Origin of the sequence: Glaciimonas immobilis, assembly GCF_011947285.1 — a bacterium.
Lineage (GTDB): Bacteria > Pseudomonadota > Gammaproteobacteria > Burkholderiales > Burkholderiaceae_D > Glaciimonas > Glaciimonas immobilis.
This window is the reverse complement of record NZ_JAAOZT010000007.1, coordinates 298006-318587: the sequence shown is the minus strand read 5'-3', so window position 1 is coordinate 318587 and position 20582 is coordinate 298006. Positions and strand designations below refer to the sequence as shown.

The following is a 20582-nucleotide window of genomic DNA, read 5'->3' as shown; positions in this document are numbered from 1 at the left end:
GCGTCAGGTCCACCAAATACGGCCGCCCTTCGATGAGTATCACACGCCAAAATTAGATCTATGCATTAAGGCCGTGAACAGGCTCTTAGAAGGTATGGCGAACACCCGTCATGACCCCAACCTGATTCAAACCGATACCAACCGTACCACCAGCGTCCAATGCGACCGCAGCGGAACCGGAATTTTGGATGTAGCCAAACGAAGTATATAGCGCCGTACGTTTTGACAGATTGTAAGTCAGGCGCGCAACCGACAGTGTAGAGACCTTGGCGGTATCCTTAATTTTCAAGCGCGAAACCTGTGCGTCCAGAACCCAATAGTTCGCAAACGGATAGCTGACACCAAGGTAATACAAATCAGAATGCGTATCTGTGGCGGCCTGTATCTTCCGATCAACCAGACCGAGGCCGATCTTGGTTTGGCCCAGCATGACATAACCATTCAATGAAATTCTTTGATCGCTGTAACTGCTGTTGGTCAGTCCTGCCGCCGCTCCGGGGCCACCGTAAAGAACATCATAAGCACTGGCCACGCCAAACGATGGCGCGTCGTATGCCAGTAATCCGGTCACCTGATGACAAGCTTTAAAATTGCCCGCTATTTCGCCCGCGCAATTGGTTCCAGCGGGGCCCCCGGCAGACGAAGTATCCCGGCCAAAACTGTACGTTGCCCCCACCGTGTAACTTGAGAATGTGCCGAGATAACCAATCGCGTTATCGCTGCGAGCGTTGGGCAGATAAGAGTCCAGACTACTGATTGAAAAAATATTCGGTCCCATCACGTCGGATTTAAGCGAGGCAAGGTAAGTCATATTCACTTGCCGCCCAAACATGAGCGCACCGTAAGAATTTTTCAGGCCGACATAGGACTGGCGTCCAAACAAGCGATTGCCTTGTCCCATGCTGCCGGTATCCACTGCAAAGCCGGTCTCCAGAACGAATAAAGCCTGCAAGCCGCCGCCAAGATCCTCCGTGCCTTTGAAGCCAATACGGGATGGAAATGTGCCCGTAAGTGACGGTATCCTCACTACCGAATCACCGGACGCGTTGGCGTGGGTGACATATTCCACGCCGGTATCGACGATTCCGTACATCGTCACCTGCGACTGCGCGAACACTGTTAATGAACTAAAAACGGTCGATAACGCGACTAAGGTATTACATACTGATTTGTTCATGCACTGTCCCCTGATTATTTTAAAACGACTTTTTATGTATTATTTTTTACAAACCAAAATGATTTAAGGGTATCCCGTTGCGCACGAACGAATGTATCTTCGTAGGCCTACGGGACCCTAACCGCGTTCGTGATTACGAATTTACGGCTTAGTTATGCACCCGAGGCCGAACTTACAACATGGCTTGACGGAGCGGAGGATGTACCGCTTACTTCTTCGTGCTGCGCCGATGCTGAGCGTTTATTATTGATGAGCAATACCGCAATCATGGCAATTACTGCTGGGACTGCAATCGCCATAAAGTTCTTTTCCAATGGCAATGCCATACCTACAAGTGTACCGATCACGATGGGTGCCAGGATCGCACCACTGCGCCCTACCCCAGAGGCCCAACCAATCCCCGTCGAGCGTATTGCCATAGGATAGAACTGGCCCGCATAAGCATAAGTAACAATTTGCGTACCGATGGTTGATGCGCCGGCAAGACCAACCAAAATGAACAGCGCCTCGGTAGGCACTTTGTAACCCAACAGCGTGATTGAGACGGCGGCTAACGCATACATACCAACCAGAACATATTTAATGTGGAAGCGATCAGCCAGCCAACCGCCGCCGACCGCGCCAATGACGGCACCAAAATTAAGCACCAGCACAAAGGTCAGGGCTGAGCCTAAACTATAACCAGCGCTCGCCATCAGCTTAGTCAACCAGGAACTGAGCGCGTAGACCATGAAAAGGCACATAAAAAAAGCCACCCAAAACATCAAGGTGCTAAAGCCCCGACCATCAAGAAAAAGCTTACCGATCTGCGCGCCTTCGGCTCTGTCTTCTGCGGGCAGCGAGAAGCGGTCATTTGCATCGGGGCGGTAGTTCGGTTCAATGCGTGCAACGATCATTTTGAGTTCTTCGATGCGATTCTTCTTGATCAAATATGGCATCGACTCTGGCAACCATTTAAGAATAAACGGGACCAGAACGATGGGGAAACCCGCGGCTAAAAATACGGACGACCAGCCATAAGTGACGATCAATCCTTTGCCGAGCAAGGCCGCAAGCATGCCGCCCACCGCATAGCCACTGAACATCAGCGTGACCATCGTAGAGCGGATACGCTTAGGTGCATACTCGGTCATCTGCGCCACAACATTGGGCATGACGCCACCGATCCCCAGACCGGCAAGAAAACGCATTGCACTAAACGTGTAAGGGTCGTGGGTGAAGCCTGCCGCTGCGGTAAAAATACTGAACAAACCGATACAAATAGCGATGGCTTTGCGACGCCCAATTTTGTCGGCGATGGTGCCTAGAAATATTGCGCCAAACATCATCCCGAACAACGCCGCGCTCACCATAAAGCCAGCGTTTTGCGCGGTAACGCCCATGTCCTTCATGATGGAGGGCACTGCGATGCCCGCTACGGCAAGATCATAGCCATCAAAAATGATAATGAGCGCGCACCATAAAAGTACCCTACCGTGAAAACCATTGAATCGTGCCGCATCGGCAACCTTGTGAACGTCAATCTGGCGCATAACACTGTCCCTATTTTATGAACATCTGGATTTATATCCTCGATGTATTATTTTGATTTTTGAACCATTGTGAGACCGGCTTGCTATGGCTCCTTACATGGTATTCATAGAATATATAGCTGTTATAACTACGTCCAACACGGATTAAGTATCTGTTTAATACTCGCTAGGTATAGAGTTCCCGTAAGCAATAGAAGTCTGTACAACCGTTTTTCCCCTGCCTATTCCACTGTCTGCGCAAGCGGTTTCAATCCCAATTTAACTATTCCCGCTAGCGAATCATTCAGCTTAAATCCTCAATCTATTACATTACGATCTTCAATAATCTCTGCGTAGCAGTTTGCTACAGTCGACGCAAAATGCGACATAGCTACATCGCCAGCGCTGCTGTTGATTGATAACCACAATAAAAAATGCATAAAAATCAATGACTTAACGCATTTTAGGCCCGTAATTTTAATGGCATGCGTTTTGCTATTCCTCGTCTGCAACAAACCGAATCACCCAAACAAAAAAATGTAGAACGGAGACAGTATGAAAAATAATCAGCGGGATTCCGGCGATCTGGAAGGCGGCGACCGCATCAATCTGCTCGAACAGGCGATGATGCAAGGCCGGGTTGACCGGCGTAGCTTTATGAAATTTGCGGCAGCCTTAGGACTGTCGACGGCGACTGCCGCAACGATGGCGCAAAACGCAGCGGCCATCGAAGCCAACCAATCGGCACTCGCTGCCAACCTGCAGCGACAATACGATTACATTATTTGTGGAGCGGGATCGTCGGGTTGCGTGGTAGCCAGTCGCCTGTCTGAAAATCCTGACATCAAAGTCTTATTGATCGAAGCAGGCGGTAGCGATCAGGTTCCTGCCATTCAAGATCCTGGTATCTGGTTCACCAATCTCGGTACTGACCGCGAATGGGGTGACAAATCCGTGCCGCAGACCAATCTGAATAACCGTCAGATCAATCTTGCAATGGGCAAGGCAATCGGGGGCGGCAGCAGCATTAATGTCATGGCCTACGCACGCGGCCACAAAAATGATTACGACTTTTGGGCCGCCGAAGCGGGCGATCCGCGCTGGAACTATGACCATGTACTTGCCATCTACAAGCGCATCGAAGATTGGCAGGGAGCGCCCGATCCGGCCTACCGCGGCACTGGCGGGAACGTATGGGTGCAACCGGCAAATGCACCCAATCCGATCGCCCCGGCAATGGTTAAGGCCGCCGCATCGGTCGGCATTCCGTCGTTCGATGATCACAACGGCGCAATGATGGAAGGTCCTGGCGGCTGCTCCATCGCCAACACCACTATCAAAGACGGTCGTCGCCGCAACATGGCATCGCAATATCTTCACCCGGTAATGGCGCGTCCCAATCTGACGATATTAACGCAGGCCGAAGTACAAAAAATTACGTTAGTTGGCAAGCGCGCTACCGGCGTCGAATTCATCTGGCAAGGAAAAACCCATGAGATCGGTGCGGCAAAAGAAGTCATCTTGTCCACCGGCGCGCTGAATTCTCCAAAGCTACTGATGCTGTCAGGTATCGGCGCTGAAGCGTCACTCAAGCGCGTCGGCATCCGTGCGGTGCATCACCTGCCCGGCGTTGGGCAGAACTTCATGGATCACATTCTGCTCGGAGGCTGCGTCTGGGAATACACCTCGCCTCAGGCCCCACGCAATAATCTCGCGGAGTGTACGTTTTTCTGGAAGAGTGATAGCCGTCTCGACACGCCGGATCTACAACCGTTTCAAATCGAAATTCCGTACACCAGCGAAGTCACGGGGAAACAGTTCGCGATTCCGCCCGCGGCCTGGTCTATCGCGCCGGGACTGGTACGTCCGGCCAGCCGAGGCTATGTCGCGCTGCAGTCGTCCGACCCACGCGACCATCTGAAAATTCACGCCAATTTCTTGACCGATCCGGCTGACATGAAGGCGCTGGTACGTGCCGTTGAATTGTGCAGGGAGATTGGCAATGCGCCGGAATTACGCGAGTTCGCCAAACGCGAAGTGATGCCGGGTCCGCTTAAAGGTAAGGACATGGAAAACTTTATCCGCAACGCCGCGATGACCTATTGGCACGAGACCGGCACCTGCAAGATGGGGCGCGACAGGATGGCAGTAGTCGACCACAAACTACGCGTGCGCGGGATTGAAGGACTACGCGTCGCTGATGGTTCGATCATGCCCCGCGTCACGACTGGCAACACGATGGCACCGTGCATGATCATCGGTGAACGCATGGCAGAAATTCTGAAACAGGCTTAAAAATTTCCCCGGTTTTAAATCGGATCACAAAAGGAGTCGAGACATGAATACATCAACGGTTACTAATATTTGGGACAGCAAGATTTACTCAGGCGGCTGGATCGCCGCTGAAGGAGGTACCGCAGCGATCATTGAGCCAGCTACCGAACAGGTCCTTGGGCATATCGGCATTGGCGCGACGCAGGATGTTGACCGCGCCGTGCAAATCGCCAGCCATGCACAACGTTCGTGGGCCCGGATGCCCTTTGATCAGCGCGCGAACATTATGCGGGAAGCCGCCCGCTTAGTACTTGAGCGAGCGGCCGAATTCAATGTGTGGAACATCCGCCAGTGCGGTTCAATCCCTGCCAAGGCAGAATGGGAATTGCACGCCACCTGCGAACAAATACTAATGGCCGCGGCGCTGCCCATGCAGCCGGAGGGATTGTTGTTCCCATCCTCTATGCCGGGCCGGACCAATCTCAGCCGCCAGTTGCCAATTGGCGTAATCGGCGTGATCACGCCGTGGAATTTTCCGCTCTTATTGGCAATGCGATCGGTCGCGCCTGCACTCGCGCTAGGTAATGCGGTCATCCTTAAACCCGACCAGCAAAGCGCTATTTGCGGTGGCGCACTGATCGCGCAAGCGTTCGAAGATGCAGGCTTACCTGTCGGCGTGCTGCACGTTATTCCCGGTGGTCCTGCGACTGGCGACGCCTTGGTAAAACATCCTGAGGTCGGCATGATTTCATTTACCGGCTCGACCGCTGTGGGCCGTGCGATTGGACAAACATGCGGCTACCTGCTCAAAAAAGTTGCCCTCGAACTGGGTGGCAATAACGCCATCATCGTTCTGGATGATGCCGACATGGACGCCGCCAGCTCTAATGGTGCCTGGGGGGCGTTTCTGCATCAGGGACAAATATGCATGCAAACAGGACGGCATCTGGTGCATCATTCTGTCGCGGACCAGTATGCAGAAAAGTTGGCAGCACGGGCAGAAAAACTCCACGTAGGAAATCCGCATACCGATCAGGTGCATCTCGGCCCACTGATTAACCGCAAACAGTGCGACAGAATACATGGAATAGTACAAGAGACGTTGCGTGCAGGTGCCCACGCATTAACCGGCGCGACGCATGAAAGGCTGTTCTATCGTCCTACTGTGCTCACCGGCGTGACGCCGGATATGGCCGCTTTTCAGGAAGAACTTTTTGGTCCGGTGGCGCCGGTAACCGTGTTCCACGACGACGACGAAGCCGTTGAACTGGTCAATCGTTCGGCATACGGCCTTTGCGCTGCGATCCATAGCCGTAACATCCCGCGTGCCGTCGCCCTATCTCAACGACTTAACACCGGCATGATCCACATCAACGATCAGACCGTCAACAATGAATTTCATGTGCCGTTCGGTGGCATGGGATCGTCTGGTAACGGCGGTCGCTTCGGCGGTCCGGCTAACGTCCATGAGTTCACCCAAAGCCAATGGCTGAGCATTATGGAAAAGCCAGTCATCTATCCGTTCTAGTAACAATGCAGCACTAATAAAATTCAAATAAAATTCAGGGGACAGTACATGTATCAAATAACACGTCGTAAATCTTGCCTGTCGGGCGCGGTCAAGGCAATCACCAGCGTCGGCTTCGCGGCGCTGGCCTGCACCAGCGGCGCAGCGGAAATCGCCACCGATCCCGGCGACTATGTCGCGTTGCCGCCGGGTGTCAATCTGGGTATCGTCTATTATCAGCATACCGAGCGCAACGCCTATTACGCTGATGGCGACAAGACGCCGGGATCGTTCAAGCTGGTGACCGATATCGGCCTGGCGCGGTTCGTACATTACATGAAGATAGGCGATTTCATTATCGATCCACAGATCGTGATCCCGTTCGGTAAAGTTAATCTGAGCACCCCATTCGGCCCGCTCTCACCGGTCTCTGCAAACGGCGTAGGCGATCCGATAATAGGATCAGCCTTGTGGCTATTGAATCGTCCCGAACAACAGCAATGGTTTGCTGTTTCGGCCTTTGCCTCGCTACCGGCGGGCAACTACGATCCTTCCAAGGGGCCGGTAAATATCGGCGAAAACCGCTGGAAAGGAATTTTTCAGGCAGTCTATACAACCGCGCTAGGCAAAAGCTTCATGCTGGACGTAGCCGGGGAATATGCGATATACGGCAACAACAATAATTTTATTGGCCTGATCAAAAAACAGGATGCTAGCTACGGCATACAGACGCATCTCCGGTATGTCCTGTCGCCTGCCACCTATGTAGGGCTATCGTATTATCACGACTTCGGCGGCCAAAGCCAGTTGAATGGGGCTTCACAAAACGATCGAATGAATAATAGTCGCTGGCTGGCTACCCTTGCATCATTCGTTACACCTACAGTGCAGTTGCAGATTCAGGCTGGTCGGGCGCTGAAGGTTGGCAATGGTGCAGAAGAGTCTAACCGGGTCCATCTGCGGCTGGTAAAAGTATTTTGATGAAAGACTTAAGCAGGCGCTGATGCTTCAATACCTGCCGTTCGTTTATTTCGAACGGCAGGGTTTTTTTGGTCAATTTTTATTCAACCAGCGATGCAAGGTTGCACGACTGATCCCGAGCTGCAGCGCCGCACAGGTAATATTTCCTTTGCTTTCATATAGCGCGCTGGTAATGACTTCGCTTGCAAGTTCTTTCAGTGGCTTTACCGCAACGATCTCCCCTTGCAACTGCTGCGATGAAGCAGGAAGTAAGGACGGCGCAGATTTCAAACCGCGCACCGCATCGGGCAGATGACATAAAAGGATAGGTGCCAGATCATCGGCCATCACCTGAGCGAAGCGCAGTGCGGTACGTAATTCTCGGGTGTTACCCGGCCAAGGATAACTTTCCAGCGTGAGGCGTTTATCCACCGCCAGTCGTGCCGGATCAATTCCTTCCTCGCTGAGCAGCGCATCGATCAGGGTGGATAAATCACTGCGCAGCCGTAGTGGCGGCAGATACAGCATCATCCCGTTCAGGCGGAAATACAAATCGCTTCTGAAGCGCTTCTCAAGCACCAGCGTATCAAGGTCTTGATGCGTTGCGCTGATGAGTTGAATATCCAGTTTGCGCAATGTACTTTCTCCAAGGCGCGTGACCTCCCGGCTTTCGAGCACACGTAACAGGCGCGTCTGTAAGTCGATCGGCATATCGCCAATTTCGTCGAGAAATAATGTTCCGCCATTTGCGTCTTCTATTTTTCCTTTTGCTCCGCCACGGCGAGCGCCAGTGTAGGCACCGTCGGCATAACCAAACAACTCACCCTCAATAAGATCCCTCGGAATCGCCCCGCAATTGATCGCGATGAACGGTCCTTTACACCCGGCGCTGTTAGCATGCAGAGCACGTGCGGCAACCTCTTTTCCGGTTCCGGTTTCTCCCTGTATTAATATCGGCAATCCGGCGCTTAGAGCACGGATAGACCTATGCAGAGAAAGTTGAATAGCTGCATCACCGAACGCTGGCATCACGGTTTGTTTTAGCGGCGCGTTTGCCGCGCTGGACCGCACCGTAACGGTCTCATGCGGCTTGAGGAACAACGGTTGCGCGAACAGGCAAAGACCGGACTGCAACGTCAGTGGTATCGGATGACGGGCGGTTTTTATCGCATCCATCAATCCGGCAAAATTTCCCTGAAACAAATCCTGGTAACGCAGGCCGGAAACCGTCGCACCGATACCCAGAAACCGACGCGCGGCGCGATTGATTGCCTGCACCTCGCCATCTTTTCCGAACGCCACGATGACAACCGAAAATTTATCGTTGGCATCGGCCCGCCAGTTCAGGCCTATCGTGATGTGGGCCGGGGACTGAAGAAACAGCGAGGTTTCAATCGCTGCGGCGCAGTCGAGCATCAACGACAGGGCGCCAAATTGTGCACCGGGCGCATCGCGGGTAATGTCGATAGAGCCGACCAGCGTTCCGTGGGGATCAAAAATTGGCGCGGCCACGCATTGAAAAGTCTCATTTTGCGCAAAAAAATGTTCGCCGCCAAAAATACCAATCGGCAGACCTTCCGCCATCGCGGTCGCCATCGCATTGGTACCTATCGCGCGCTCAGAAAGATCCACGCCGGGGCACAACGCCTGACGCAACATGTTCCCGCAGTGTTCAATCGGGCCACTCACCGCCAGACAGACGCCATCACGATCAGTCAAAAGAATGCCATAACCGGTGCAGGTCATCGCCTTTGCTAGTAGCAAGATGGCGGGTTCAGATGCAATAATTAATTGCCTGTTACGCTCTAACAATCCTGCAACGGAATTACGCCTGATCGGATTGAACGCCATCACCTCGCCAGCTTTGCGCCCGTCTCCCAGGCAACGTTGCCACGAGCGCCACACGGCATCGTGCACCAGACCGTTAGGTAGCGTACCTTCTTCAAAAAAGAGCTGCCGCGCTTGCGTAACCGCCGCGGAAGTAAGCATTACTTGAGGCATATTATTTCCTGTCACAGCACGACAATCTGACGGCTGCAAGCAAAATGTACGAGGTCAGACTTTCAAAAAATTAGCTAAAGCCTCGGTAAATAAATGCTCCGCTTCGACATTGGAGATATGTGAAGCCGGTAACACCACTATTGTAGAGTCTTTGATTTTTTGTTGCATCAGCACCGCATCCGACTCGGTTGTCACGGGGTCGTATTGACCTGCGATAATCAGGGTTGCGTTAGGAATAGCGTGAATTTGATCGCGTAGATCAGCGCTTGCCAACGCTTCACAGCAACTCGCATAACCCTCTGGATTTTCAGCGCGCAGATGAGCGATTAATTTACCAATAACCGGTGATTGATTCTCTACAAAAGCAGGACTGAACCAGCGTGAAGCCGCGCTATCGGCAATCGCATTCAGGCCTTCAGCTCTGACTGCGTGCGCCCGGCTCAGCCATCCATCCGTCGTTCCTACTTTGGCGGCAGTATTTGAGACGACTAATTTTTCTACACGCTGCGGTGCATGAATACCGAGCCATTGCCCGGTCACTCCACCCATCGATAAACCGCAAAAATGTGCTTTATCTATGCCAAGAAAATCTAGCAGTGCTATCACATCCTGACCTAATTGTTGCAACTGATACGGACCTTTTGGGCTGGCTGATTGACCATGCCCACGCGTATCGTAGCGAATAACATAAAAATCACTGACCAGCGCCTCGGCCTGCGCTTGCCACATCGCGTGATCGGTTCCCAGCGAATTGGAGAATACGATAGCAGGGTTGCAGGGATTGCCTTCGGCGAGAAAAAAGATGTCGGTTTGATTGATGCGTGCGAGAGGCATAATGCTCCTTGGATCTATCGATTGTAAAGCGCTAAAAATCAGAAGAACGCTGCCCCGATAGCTTACGCTAATGCGGGGAAACGTCGTCTGATATTTTTGAGAAGAGCATCAACAGATACTTACCCCTGATCGCCGCCGCCCACCGGGAGCACCGTGCCGGTGATGTAAGAAGATTCATCCGATGCCAGAAACAAGATGGCGCTCACTTGTTCTGCTATCGTCCCGTAGCGATGCATCAGACTGGTCGAGAGCGTCTGATCGACAATGCCCTGATACCAGACTTCCTCATCCTTACTCAGCTTATTCGCATTGCGAGGGATTTTTCTAGGCGGCGCTTCTGTGCCGCCGGTTGCTACCGCATTGACCCGAATACCGTCCTCCGCATGTTCAAATGCGAGACTGGCAGTCACCGCATTGACGCCACCTTTTGCGGCGGCATAAGGGGCGCGATTAATGCCGCGTGTCGCGATGGAGGATACGTTGACGATGACACCGTGCTGCTGCGCGATCATGGCTGGTAAGACGGCACGACAGGACCATAGCGTAGGAAATAATGAGCGACGAATTTCCGCTTCGATTTGCGCTTCTTCGTATTCCTGATAGGGCTTCGCCCAGATTGTGCCACCGACGTTATTGATGAGAATATCGACGCGTCCAAAGATTGCAAGACTGGCCTCGACCATTTGTCGCGCGCCTGCATAAGTTTCTAGGTCGACATTTGCGACAATTGCTTTGGCTTCTAATTGACTGATTTCAGCTACAACGTCATTGATCAGATCAGAGCGATCTGCCAGCACTATTTGGCCGCCTTCACGCGCAATCGCTAACGCGACACCGCGTCCGATACCTTGTGCGGCACCGGTCACAATAACGACTTTATTTTGGAACCGTTGAGAATGTTCCATGATCAACTGCCACTACTTTCTGAGAATTTTTCGTAATGAAAATTCGCTGGTTTTACACCGATCTTGTCCAACCAATTTTTGACCGCATCGACCATGGCGGTAGGCCCGCACAGATAGATATCGACGTCGCCATCATTGAGCCATTCGGCTGCAACATGCTCGGTCACATAACCTTTGCGCGCGTGCTGACTTTCGGTTGCGGCTACGCAAGTCTGATATTTAAATTGCGGATGCTGCGACGCGATCCGGTTTAATTGCTCCAGCGCCACCAGATCGGTGTCGTTAGTGACGCCAAACAACATGCGGACCGGGTGTGGAAAACCGTCGGCAGCCAACACATCCAGCATCGACAAAAACGGTGCAATACCGGTGCCGCCTGCAAGAAACAAAACCGGCCGCGTCACGCTGCGTAAATAGAAGCTACCGTAAGGACCGGAGAAGGTCATTTTCTGACCGGGCTGTGCTTCTTCTGCCAAAAACTTACTCATTCTCCCATTCGGTACATTACGCACCACAAAGTCGGCTTGTGGAGCACCCGGCGGAGAACTAAAAGAATACGAGCGCGTCAAGGTGGTACCTGGAATCTCCAGATTCACGTATTGCCCGGGTAGAAACTCGAGGCCGGAATGGTTATCCAGATTGATCGAAAAATTGATCGTGGAATCGGAAAAATGCTGGACCGAACCAATGCTGCCGGAGTAACGCGAAATCGCCGTTTTGCATGCGCTGGAAGTTGCTGGAATTTGAATCACGCAATCGGATTTAGGGCGCATTTGGCATGCCAGGATAAAGCCTGCTGCGGCATCCTTCGCGTCTAACGCGTCTTCGATATAACTCGACTCAGGCAAATCATAATTGCCCGACTCACAAAAGCCACGGCAGGTACCGCACGCGCCGTCGCGGCAATCCAGCGGGATATTAATTTTTTGACGATAGGCCGCATCTGACAGCTTTTCGTTTTCGTTACATCCGATGAAGCGGGTAATGCCGTCTTCAAATTGCAGTGCAATGTTGTAGCTCATCGCCTTGTCTCCTGAATATCGTTTTTAAATGTGGTAAATGTCGATGACCTGATTGATGTAATCGTTTTTCAGCACCACGTATTTGTTCAAAATTTTTGGACTCTCAGCGGAAAAATCAATCACATACCGCGACATGCCAAAATAGCTGTAATTGGTTTTATAGCGGTAACTCAATGTTTGCCAATTGAATCGGACTGTACAAATATCGCCTTCCTGCAATTCCAACTCCACGTTCGCGATGTTATGACAGGTACGGGTGTCCGGCATGGTTGCGCTGGAGCGCTCTGTCTTGATGCGAAATACCCGATCTTCCAGGCCTTGGCGATTCGGATAAAAAATCAACGAAATCTCGCGTTGCGGATCGATGACCAGCTTATCGTCGTCGTCCCATGACGGCATCCAGAATTGCGCATCAAGGTGATAGCAGTCCAGCCACTCGTCCCATTGTTCATCGTCCAGCAACCGGCTTTCATAGTATAAAAAGCTGCTTATGTCGGTCAGGCTAATGTTCTTCATGCTTTGGCTCCTTCTTCCAGCAAGGCTTTTTTCATCACGTTCAGCCAATAGCGATGCTGGATCGTGTACAGGCCTTCATCTTCGGTTTTGACACCACTCATCAAAGGCTTCAGACCGAGTTCTTTGGCGGCCTCATCAGCGCCCTCAATCCAGTGTTGCGAGCCGCGGCACATATCGTTCCATGGGGCTGCAATACCGGCGTAGCCTTGCTGACAAGCGCGGAATTCTTCCAGATCGTCGGGCGTTGCCATGCCGCTGACATTAAAGAAATCTTCGTATTGGCGGATGCGATGCGCACGCGCTTCATCGGACTCCCCTTTGGGTGCGATGCAATAAATCGTTACTTCCGTTTTGTTGACGGAAATTGGACGCAACACACGGATTTGGGAACCGAACTGATCCATCAGATAAACGTTGGGATACAGGCACAAATTGCGCGAGCGTTCGATCATCCAGTCAGCGGTTGCGGGGCCAAAACTCCTAGCAAACTCATCCCGGCGCGGATGGTTTGGACGGTCTTGTGGATTCGCCCATTTGGACCACAACACAAGATGCCCATGTTCGAAAGCATAAAATCCACCGCCCTGTTTGCCCCACTTACCGGCATCCATCGCTCTGACATTATCCTCACGTGTCGCATCTGCGTCCTTGCGGCGATTGGTCGTAGCCGCATAGTTCCAGTGCACGGCGGAGACGTGATAGCCATCCGCGCCATTTTCCGCTTGCAGCTTCCAGTTGCCATCAAACGTGTAGGTGGATGCGCCACGCAATACTTCCAGCCCTTCCGCAGACTGATTGACAATCATGTCGATAATCTTGGCTGCTTCACCCAGAAATTCAGTGAGCGGTGCCACGTTTTCATTCACGCTGCCAAACAGAAACCCTTTATAGTTCTCAAAGCGCGCAACTTTTTTCAAATCATGCGAGCCTTCTTTATTGAAGCACTCTGGATAACCGGCTTCATCAGGATCTTTGACCTTGAGTAACTTGCCGCTGTTATTAAAAGTCCAGCCATGAAACGGGCAGGTATACGTCGCCTTGTTACCCCGTTTATGGCGGCACAACTGCGCTCCCCGATGGCTGCAGGCATTAATGAATGCATTCAATTCACCCTGACGATTACGCGCAATGAATATTGGTTGACGACCTATATGCGTGGTGTAGTAGTCATTATTATTTTGAACCTGACTTTCATGGGCCAGGTAAATCCAGTTGCCTTCAAAAATATGCTTCATTTCCAATTCAAATAAAGCGTCATCGGTGAAGGCGCTGCGATGCAAGCGATAGTCACCTTTGGCTTCATCTTCGATCAGATATTCGTCGAGGTTTTTGAGCTTTGGCGTGTTGTCAGGATAAATGGGGATCATGATGAATTCCTTCTGTTCCAGAACTTACACAAAACTGTCCCTACAAGGCGTGCGGATTAAGACAGAATGTGACGACCGCGCCAGGTTGGCGGTTAAGAAGGCACAACGCATCTGGGGCGATTTGTGTAAGTTCTATGTTTAAGAAAAGGACAGTGAATATGCACTGCCCATTTTTTATTATGCAGCAGCGCGGATACGCGCAACTTCAGTCGAAGGCGCAGCAGGCGTTTCTGAGTACAGATTAAAATCAAAATCAATCGACGAGAAAGGACGGGTCAACTCTTTAGCCGCAAGTTCTTCCTTGTCCGTGATTTTGTGGATGGCGGGCACCAGACCTTCGCGACTGGCAAATGCAAAGTCATCCCACAGGTATTCGTCGCCATCGATATTAATTTGCGTCGTCAGCTTACGATGACCTGCGCCGGTGACGAAGAAATGAATGTGCGCAGGACGACGACCGTGACGACCTAACAGATCCAATAATTGCTGGGTGGAACCATTCGGTGGACAACCGTATCCGACCGGTATGATGCTGCGGAACTGGTAACGGCCGTTTTTATCTGCGATGATGGTGCGACGCAGGTTGAATGGGGACTGCGTCTGGTCAAAGAAGGAATAATTGCCCATCAAGTTGGCGTGCCAGACTTCAACCTTAGCACCTGGCATTGCTTTGCCATGCGCATCAAAGACCGTTCCCTGCATGAACAGGACTTCTGCTTCGTCGCTTACCGCGTCTTCGTCCAAACGCGCAAATCCTTTGCTTTGCGGCGCACCTGCGACGTATAAAGGACCCTCAATAGTACGCGGTGTGCCTCCGGTCAGTCCTGCCTTGACTTCCGCCTCATCAGCACGAATATCAAAAAATCGTTCCAGCCCCAAACCTGGTGCAATCAAACCAAGTTCATTATTGGCGCCCGCCGCTGACAAATACTCCAGGCCCTTCCAGAATTCACTTGCCTGTATATCCAGGTCTTCAATTGTTTTGCACAAATCGCCGACTACACGCAGTACGATCTGTTGCACACGGGGATTTGCTTCCCGGATAGCGGAATCGATGATCCAGCTTTTCACTAAAGTGTCGATTTCAGTATGTGTCATTGTTGTCTCCTTAGATATATTTACTTATAGGGATATTAAAATTCTGTTGCAGCGCTACCGTTTACATGGCAAGCGAGCGCAGCCTTTATGCGTCATTACTCCTGATTGATGATGGATGACGGCACAAAGGCATGATCTGAATTTGCATGTAAGGAAATAATGGCAAAGTCGAAATCAGGGTGTGTAGTTCATCAACGCTACTAACATCGAAAACGCTGATGTTGGCGTACTGGCCAGCGATCCTCCATAGATGCCGCCATTTGCCACTTTCTTGTAAACCCTGCGCAATGTCTTTTTCTGTTTTCTTTAATGCGGTCGCCTGATTTTCCGGCATAGTCTGCGGTAAATTGACGTCCATTCGCACGTGAAACAACATGGTCTTCTCCTATTTTTATAATGATGTAAGCGGCGCTATTACTTTCGGCGGAGAAAGTTTAATTTCTCTCGGTCAATTTCTACGCCAAGACCCGGCTTATTTGGGACTTGCAACATGAAGTCCTTATAGACCAGTGGTTCGACCAACACTTCCTCTGTCAACAACAACGGCCCGAAGAGTTCCGTGCCGTAAGACAGATCACTGAAGGTGGAAAACACATGGGCAGATGCCGCAGTCCCGACGCCACCTTCCAGCATCGTTCCTCCATACAAACCAATCCCGGCAAGCTGCGCGACAGTGGCGACCTGAATGGCGGGGATCAATCCGCCAGATTGGGTAATCTTTACAGCGAAAACGTCTGCCCCGGCGATAGTTGCGAGATCGAACGCATCCAAAGGGCCATGCAATGATTCGTCCGCCATCAGCGCGACAGAAAAGCGGCTCGCCAAACGTGCCAACCCTGCTTTATTGTCTGCGCGGATTGGCTGTTCAATTAAATCAATCCCGCCCGCTTCAAGCGCTGCGATACCATTGACGGCATCTAGTTCGCTCCAGGCCTGATTCACATCCACCCGCACGCTGACGTCATCACCTAGGGCTTTTTTAATTGTCAGCACGTGGGCGACATCGTCGGCTACCGAACGCAAACCGATTTTTAATTTAAAAATACGATGACGCCGTAGCGCAAGCATTTTTTCCGCCTCCGCAATATCCTTGCTGGTATCGCCACTGGCAAGCGTCCAGGCGACGGGTAAGGCATCGCGTACCCGTCCGCCCAATAATTCGCTCAAAGGAATTTTTAAGCGGCGCGCCTGCGCGTCCAGCAAGGCAGTTTCAATCGCGCATTTGGCAAATCGGTTACCTTGAATAATTTTGCGTATCTTTGCCATCGCCTTGCCAACCTGGCTGGCGTCCATGCCGAGCAACAAGGGTGCAATATGGGTATCGATATTGGTCTTGATGCTCTCAGGACTTTCTTCGCCGTAACTCAATCCGCCGATGGTGGTTGCCTCGCCCCAGCCTTCGATACCGTCTCCACAAACCACACGTACCAGCACCAGCGTTTGCGCGTTCATGATCGCTACCGATAATTTATGAGGACGTATGGTGGGTACATCGACAAGGATAGTTTCTATAGTTTTGATCATATTTTATTTGTATAATTAAACGAATATCTGCAGGTTAGAGCATGCCATCAGACCCGTCCAACACCGATTTGCTATCGTTTCAATACTTTTTAGGTATAAACATGGAATTGCGCCATTTACGCTACTTTGTGGCCGTTGCCGAGGAGAAAAACTTCACGCGCGCCTCTAAACGGCTATTTATCGCCCAGCCGCCGTTAAGTCGCCAGATACAGCAACTGGAAGAGGAATTAGAAGTCTCTTTATTTGAACGCGGCTCACGTCCCCTCCAACTGACGGAAGCCGGACGCTTTTTTTACGCGCATGCGCAGCAATTACTAGGTAAGGCAGCGGATCTAAAATCAATGACACAGCGTGTGGGGAAAATTGAAAGGACGCTTTCGATCGGATTTGTCGCCTCCACCCTGTACGGACTGTTACCAAAAATTATCCGGCGGTTTCGATCAGAGTACAACGCGGTCGAGATCAGCCTGCATGAAATGACTACCATGCAACAGATCAAAGCGTTGAAGGATGGCAGTATTGACGTTGGATTCGGGCGGATCAGATATGAGGATGCGGATGTACGACGCATCGTATTGCGCGAAGAACGATTGATCGTGGCGTTACCGACAGGTCACCGCCTTACCGGATTGGGAACACATCTTAATTTGAAGGACTTAATTCCCGAAACGCTGATTATCTTTCCGAAGGCCCCCCGTCCCAGTTTTGCGGATCAGGTGCTTTCCGCTTTTAGCGACCGTGCAATCAAACTCGAAAAAATTATCGAGGTCAGAGAGCTTCAGATTGCAATCGGCCTGGTGGCGGCGGAACAAGGGGTCGCGATTGTTCCCGCCAGCTTGCAAGGCATGAAACGGGAGGATGTCAGTTATATGGAACTGGAGGAAAAGAACACGACCTCCCCGATCATTTTTAGCGTTCGAATGGCAGATCAGTCAGAGGAACTGGGACAGTTATTGCGACTTATCTACGATATCTATGATGCTGAGAAAATTCCGCATGTCAAAGAATCTTTGTGAGTTTTTGACCATAATGCTATCGATAAAAATGGGAGACCCCCACCGCAGTGCGCAACAACGCTGCAACATATCACCGAAGAAGTTAGAATCGTCATACTTGAAATACAAATGTTCAAATGCTGGGGAAAATCAGTCAAATTTAAGAAGATAGATTTTAAGCGCAGATACTTGTCCCAGTTATCGATCCCTTCCCATTTCCATCACGAGAAAAAAATATGCTAATCCTCCATACCATGCTGCGCGTCGGCAATCTGCAACGCTCCATCGATTTTTATACCAAAGTGCTTGGCATGAAACTACTGCGCACGAATGACAATCCGGAATACAAATACACGCTGGCCTTCGTCGGTTACGGCACCAATCCGGGACACGCCGAATTGGAACTGACCTATAACTACGGCGTCGATAGTTACGAACAGGGCACGGCTTACGGCCACATCGCGCTTGCGGTTGAAGACGTGCATAAGGCGTGTGCCGACGTCAAACTTCAGGGCGGCAATGTCACCCGCGAAGCCGGTCCTGTCAAAGGCGGCACTACTAATATCGCCTTCGTACAAGATCCTGACGGCTATAAAATTGAATTAATTGAACGTAAGCCGGGGCATTGGCCTAACGAAAAGCTTTAAGTAGCTTTAAGTTTAAGGCGCGCGCTAGAAATTTATTTGAGTCGATTCGCCAGGCCGACGAATAATTCCATCGATATGGTTTCGGGACGTGCCTGCGGATCAACACCGGCGTCGATCAAATCATTTTCGGTAAACATACCCGCCAGGCTATTGCGAATCACTTTGCGGCGTTGGGTGAAGGCTTTCAAAACGACATCTTCCAGTTTCTGCTGGTCGCACACCAACGGCTCCGCAATCGGCACCATTTTTACAATGGCAGACTCAACCCGCGGTGGCGGATCAAATGCGGTCGGTGGCACGATAAATAATAATTCCATCTTGTAGCGCCATTGCAGCATGACCGAAAGTCGTCCGAAAGTTTTGCTACCGGGCTCGGCGACCATACGCTGGACGACTTCCTTTTGCAGCATAAAATATTGATCCTGCACCAACGGCGCGATCTCGGTCAGCTGAAATAATAAAGGGCTTGAAATGTTGTACGGCAGATTGCCGACGACCCGCAGCTTTCCTTCGCCAATTAAAGGAATACTGCTGAAATCAAATTTCAATGCATCGGCGGAATGCACATGCAAGCGCGCAGGATCGAAAGTTTTTTCCAGCCGCGTCACCAGATCGCGGTCCAGCTCGACTACGTGTAATTGCTTTAACGACTTGAGTAGCAACGTGGTCATCGCCGCCAGGCCGGGGCCAATTTCGACCATGTTGTCGTCCGGCTGTGGTGCTATGGCGCTGATAATGTCGGTTAATACCTGCTTATCAGTGAGGAAATTCTGGCCGAAGCGCTTACGTGCAATATGTTTCATTTATGGATGCGATGAGCTGTGTAATAGGTGATGCCAAAGGTTGATGATAAAAATAGGACTTACGCAAAATTGCCTCGGCGGGGCGTTACTTTCCCCATGCGAGACCATAGACTTGCCTGCGTTATGCGTCGGCAACTTAAAGCCATTTAGGGAAGGTTTTGCTTAATTCTAAATTTGATACGCTGCCGATTCGAGTGGTTTAAGGATTGCCGTCCCCTTGCCATACTTTTACGCTAGCTACTATGCGCCGTTCAACGCAAAGTAAAGCGGAGTTATTCAGCGACAGCGGCGGTCGCGCGCACCAGCTGTGCCGCCGCGTTAAGCGCTGCCAGCATACTGCCATGATCGGCTCTTCCCAAGCCAGCCGCTGCTAAATCGAGCGCCGTTCCGTGATCGACCGAAGTACGAATGACAGGCAAGCCGAGTGTAATATTGATGCCATGTCCGAAGCTGGCGTATTTGAGCACTGGCAAACCCTGATCGTGATACATCGCCAGTACGCAATCGGCCTGATCCAGATATTTTTGCTGGAACAAGGTATCGGCAGGATAAGGACCGCTGACTAACATGCCTTTAGCCTTTGCTGCCGCCAATACCGGGATAATGATGTCTATCTCTTCGCGACCCAGATAACCGCCTTCACCGGCATGCGGATTGAGGCCGGTGACCAATATACGCGGCTGCGCTATGCCAAATCTGGCGCGCAAATCATGCTGCAAAATATCCAATGTACGGCTCAGACTATCGGCAGTAATAGCCGCCGCCACATCCTTCAAGGCGAGATGTGTCGTCGCCAGCGCAACCCGTAACGGCGGCGTGGTGCGGTCCGTCGCCAGCATCATTACTACGTGTTCGGTGTCGGTTTTTTCTGCCAGATATTCTGTATGGCCAGTGAAATGTACACCAGCGTCATTAATCGTGCTTTTTTGCAACGGCGCGGTGACGATAGCGTCGAAGGCTTTTTCCATGGCCCCACTGATCGCAATATCCAGTGTCTTTAAAATCGCCCTGCCATTGCGCGGATCGAGTACGCCCGGCCGCACGTGGACGCTAAAGGGACAATCAATCACCGCTACGCGCTCCGGCCCAAAGTCAGGCAACCCGCTAAATTTGAATGCTTGCTCAGAGAGTGCAACCAGTTTTATAGCAGGGTCGATCTCCTCTGCAATCATTGCCAAAAATGCAGCGTCACCAATCAGAACACTATTGATAGTGGCGCGTAACTCCCACGCCGCTCTGATTGATATTTCCGGACCGATACCGGCCGGTTCACCACAGGTTATCGCTAGGATGGGGCGCGAGGCGGCAGTACTCACGGCACGAGTTCCTGTGTTGAGGGATTTTTCAGCAGTCATTGCCATGTCAATTAGTAGTCGTAACAGCACTTTGGAGCAAATCGCCGCATTTCACCGCATCTTAGAGACTCCCCGCGTGCAAAATA

At 51.4% G+C, this 20582-nt stretch carries 18 protein-coding genes; 5 read left to right on the top strand and 13 right to left on the bottom strand.

The annotated features are described in order from the left end of the window. Nucleotides 1–85 precede the first annotated feature (85 nt). Nucleotides 86–1177, bottom strand: coding sequence for a porin (locus HAV38_RS13260; RefSeq protein ID WP_168055858.1), 1092 nt, complete (start codon nt 1175–1177; stop codon nt 86–88). 152 nt (nt 1178–1329) lie between these two features. Next, nucleotides 1330–2709 carry an MFS transporter gene (locus tag HAV38_RS13255; protein WP_168055857.1) on the bottom strand — a complete coding sequence of 460 codons (1380 nt, stop codon included), beginning with the start codon at nt 2707–2709 and terminating at the stop codon, nt 1330–1332. 534 nt (nt 2710–3243) lie between these two features. Here HAV38_RS13255 and HAV38_RS13250 point away from each other — a divergent pair. Genes HAV38_RS13250 through HAV38_RS13240 form a run of 3 tightly spaced genes read left to right on the top strand, consistent with a single transcriptional unit; the run spans nt 3244 to nt 7450 of the window. Then, on the top strand, nt 3244–4983 hold the full coding sequence (locus HAV38_RS13250; RefSeq protein WP_168055856.1) for a GMC family oxidoreductase: 1740 nt from the start codon (nt 3244–3246) through the stop codon (nt 4981–4983). Between the two features lie 43 nt (nt 4984–5026). After that, nucleotides 5027–6490, top strand: coding sequence for a benzaldehyde dehydrogenase (locus tag HAV38_RS13245; RefSeq protein ID WP_168055855.1), 1464 nt, complete (start codon nt 5027–5029; stop codon nt 6488–6490). A 48-nt stretch (nt 6491–6538) separates the two neighbouring features. Continuing rightward, nucleotides 6539–7450 (top strand): transporter, encoded by a 912-nt coding sequence (locus HAV38_RS13240; RefSeq protein ID WP_168055854.1) that lies wholly within the window; start codon nt 6539–6541, stop codon nt 7448–7450. A gap of 72 nt (nt 7451–7522) precedes the next feature. Here HAV38_RS13240 and HAV38_RS13235 read toward each other — a convergent pair whose 3' ends face one another. The 9 genes from HAV38_RS13235 to HAV38_RS13195 form a co-directional block, all read right to left on the bottom strand. Next, a complete protein-coding gene (locus HAV38_RS13235; RefSeq protein ID WP_168055853.1) occupies nt 7523–9430 on the bottom strand; it encodes a sigma-54-dependent Fis family transcriptional regulator in 1908 nt (635 codons plus the stop codon). Between the two features lie 54 nt (nt 9431–9484). Next, nucleotides 9485–10264, bottom strand: coding sequence for a 3-oxoadipate enol-lactonase (gene pcaD / locus HAV38_RS13230; protein ID WP_168055852.1), 780 nt, complete (start codon nt 10262–10264; stop codon nt 9485–9487). A 119-nt stretch (nt 10265–10383) separates the two neighbouring features. Continuing rightward, entirely contained in the window at nt 10384–11169 is a 786-nt protein-coding gene (locus HAV38_RS13225; protein ID WP_168055851.1) for a 1,6-dihydroxycyclohexa-2,4-diene-1-carboxylate dehydrogenase, read from the bottom strand. A 2-nt stretch (nt 11170–11171) separates the two neighbouring features. Then, nucleotides 11172–12191, bottom strand: a complete 1020-nt coding sequence (benC, locus tag HAV38_RS13220) for a benzoate 1,2-dioxygenase electron transfer component BenC (protein WP_168055850.1) — start codon at nt 12189–12191, stop codon at nt 11172–11174. Nucleotides 12192–12215: 24 nt separating this feature from the next. Continuing rightward, the gene (benB, locus tag HAV38_RS13215) at nt 12216–12707 is read right to left on the bottom strand and encodes a benzoate 1,2-dioxygenase small subunit (RefSeq protein ID WP_168055849.1); all 492 of its coding nucleotides are present in this window, start codon (nt 12705–12707) and stop codon (nt 12216–12218) included. Further along, nucleotides 12704–14074, bottom strand: a complete 1371-nt coding sequence (benA, locus tag HAV38_RS13210; protein ID WP_168055848.1) for a benzoate 1,2-dioxygenase large subunit — start codon at nt 14072–14074, stop codon at nt 12704–12706. The genes benB and benA overlap by 4 nt, the downstream gene beginning before the upstream one ends. A 177-nt stretch (nt 14075–14251) precedes the next feature. Continuing rightward, entirely contained in the window at nt 14252–15172 is a 921-nt protein-coding gene (gene catA / locus HAV38_RS13205) for a catechol 1,2-dioxygenase (RefSeq protein WP_168055847.1), read from the bottom strand. An 85-nt stretch (nt 15173–15257) separates the two neighbouring features. After that, nucleotides 15258–15548, bottom strand: coding sequence for a muconolactone Delta-isomerase (catC, locus tag HAV38_RS13200; RefSeq protein WP_168055846.1), 291 nt, complete (start codon nt 15546–15548; stop codon nt 15258–15260). Between the two features lie 38 nt (nt 15549–15586). Beyond that, a complete protein-coding gene (locus tag HAV38_RS13195; RefSeq protein ID WP_168055845.1) occupies nt 15587–16696 on the bottom strand; it encodes a muconate/chloromuconate family cycloisomerase in 1110 nt (369 codons plus the stop codon). 101 nt (nt 16697–16797) lie between these two features. Between HAV38_RS13195 and HAV38_RS13190 the strand changes: the two genes are divergently transcribed. Next, on the top strand, nt 16798–17712 hold the full coding sequence (locus tag HAV38_RS13190; protein ID WP_168055998.1) for a LysR family transcriptional regulator: 915 nt from the start codon (nt 16798–16800) through the stop codon (nt 17710–17712). A gap of 215 nt (nt 17713–17927) precedes the next feature. Further along, nucleotides 17928–18338 carry a lactoylglutathione lyase gene (gene gloA, locus HAV38_RS13185; RefSeq protein ID WP_168055844.1) on the top strand — a complete coding sequence of 137 codons (411 nt, stop codon included), beginning with the start codon at nt 17928–17930 and terminating at the stop codon, nt 18336–18338. Between the two features lie 32 nt (nt 18339–18370). Here the strand turns inward: gloA and rsmA are convergent, their stop codons facing one another. Continuing rightward, the gene (rsmA, locus tag HAV38_RS13180; protein ID WP_168055843.1) at nt 18371–19141 is read right to left on the bottom strand and encodes a 16S rRNA (adenine(1518)-N(6)/adenine(1519)-N(6))-dimethyltransferase RsmA; all 771 of its coding nucleotides are present in this window, start codon (nt 19139–19141) and stop codon (nt 18371–18373) included. Between the two features lie 272 nt (nt 19142–19413). Continuing rightward, the gene (pdxA, locus tag HAV38_RS13175; RefSeq protein ID WP_245182350.1) at nt 19414–20457 is read right to left on the bottom strand and encodes a 4-hydroxythreonine-4-phosphate dehydrogenase PdxA; all 1044 of its coding nucleotides are present in this window, start codon (nt 20455–20457) and stop codon (nt 19414–19416) included. Between the last annotated feature and the right edge of the window lie 125 nt (nt 20458–20582).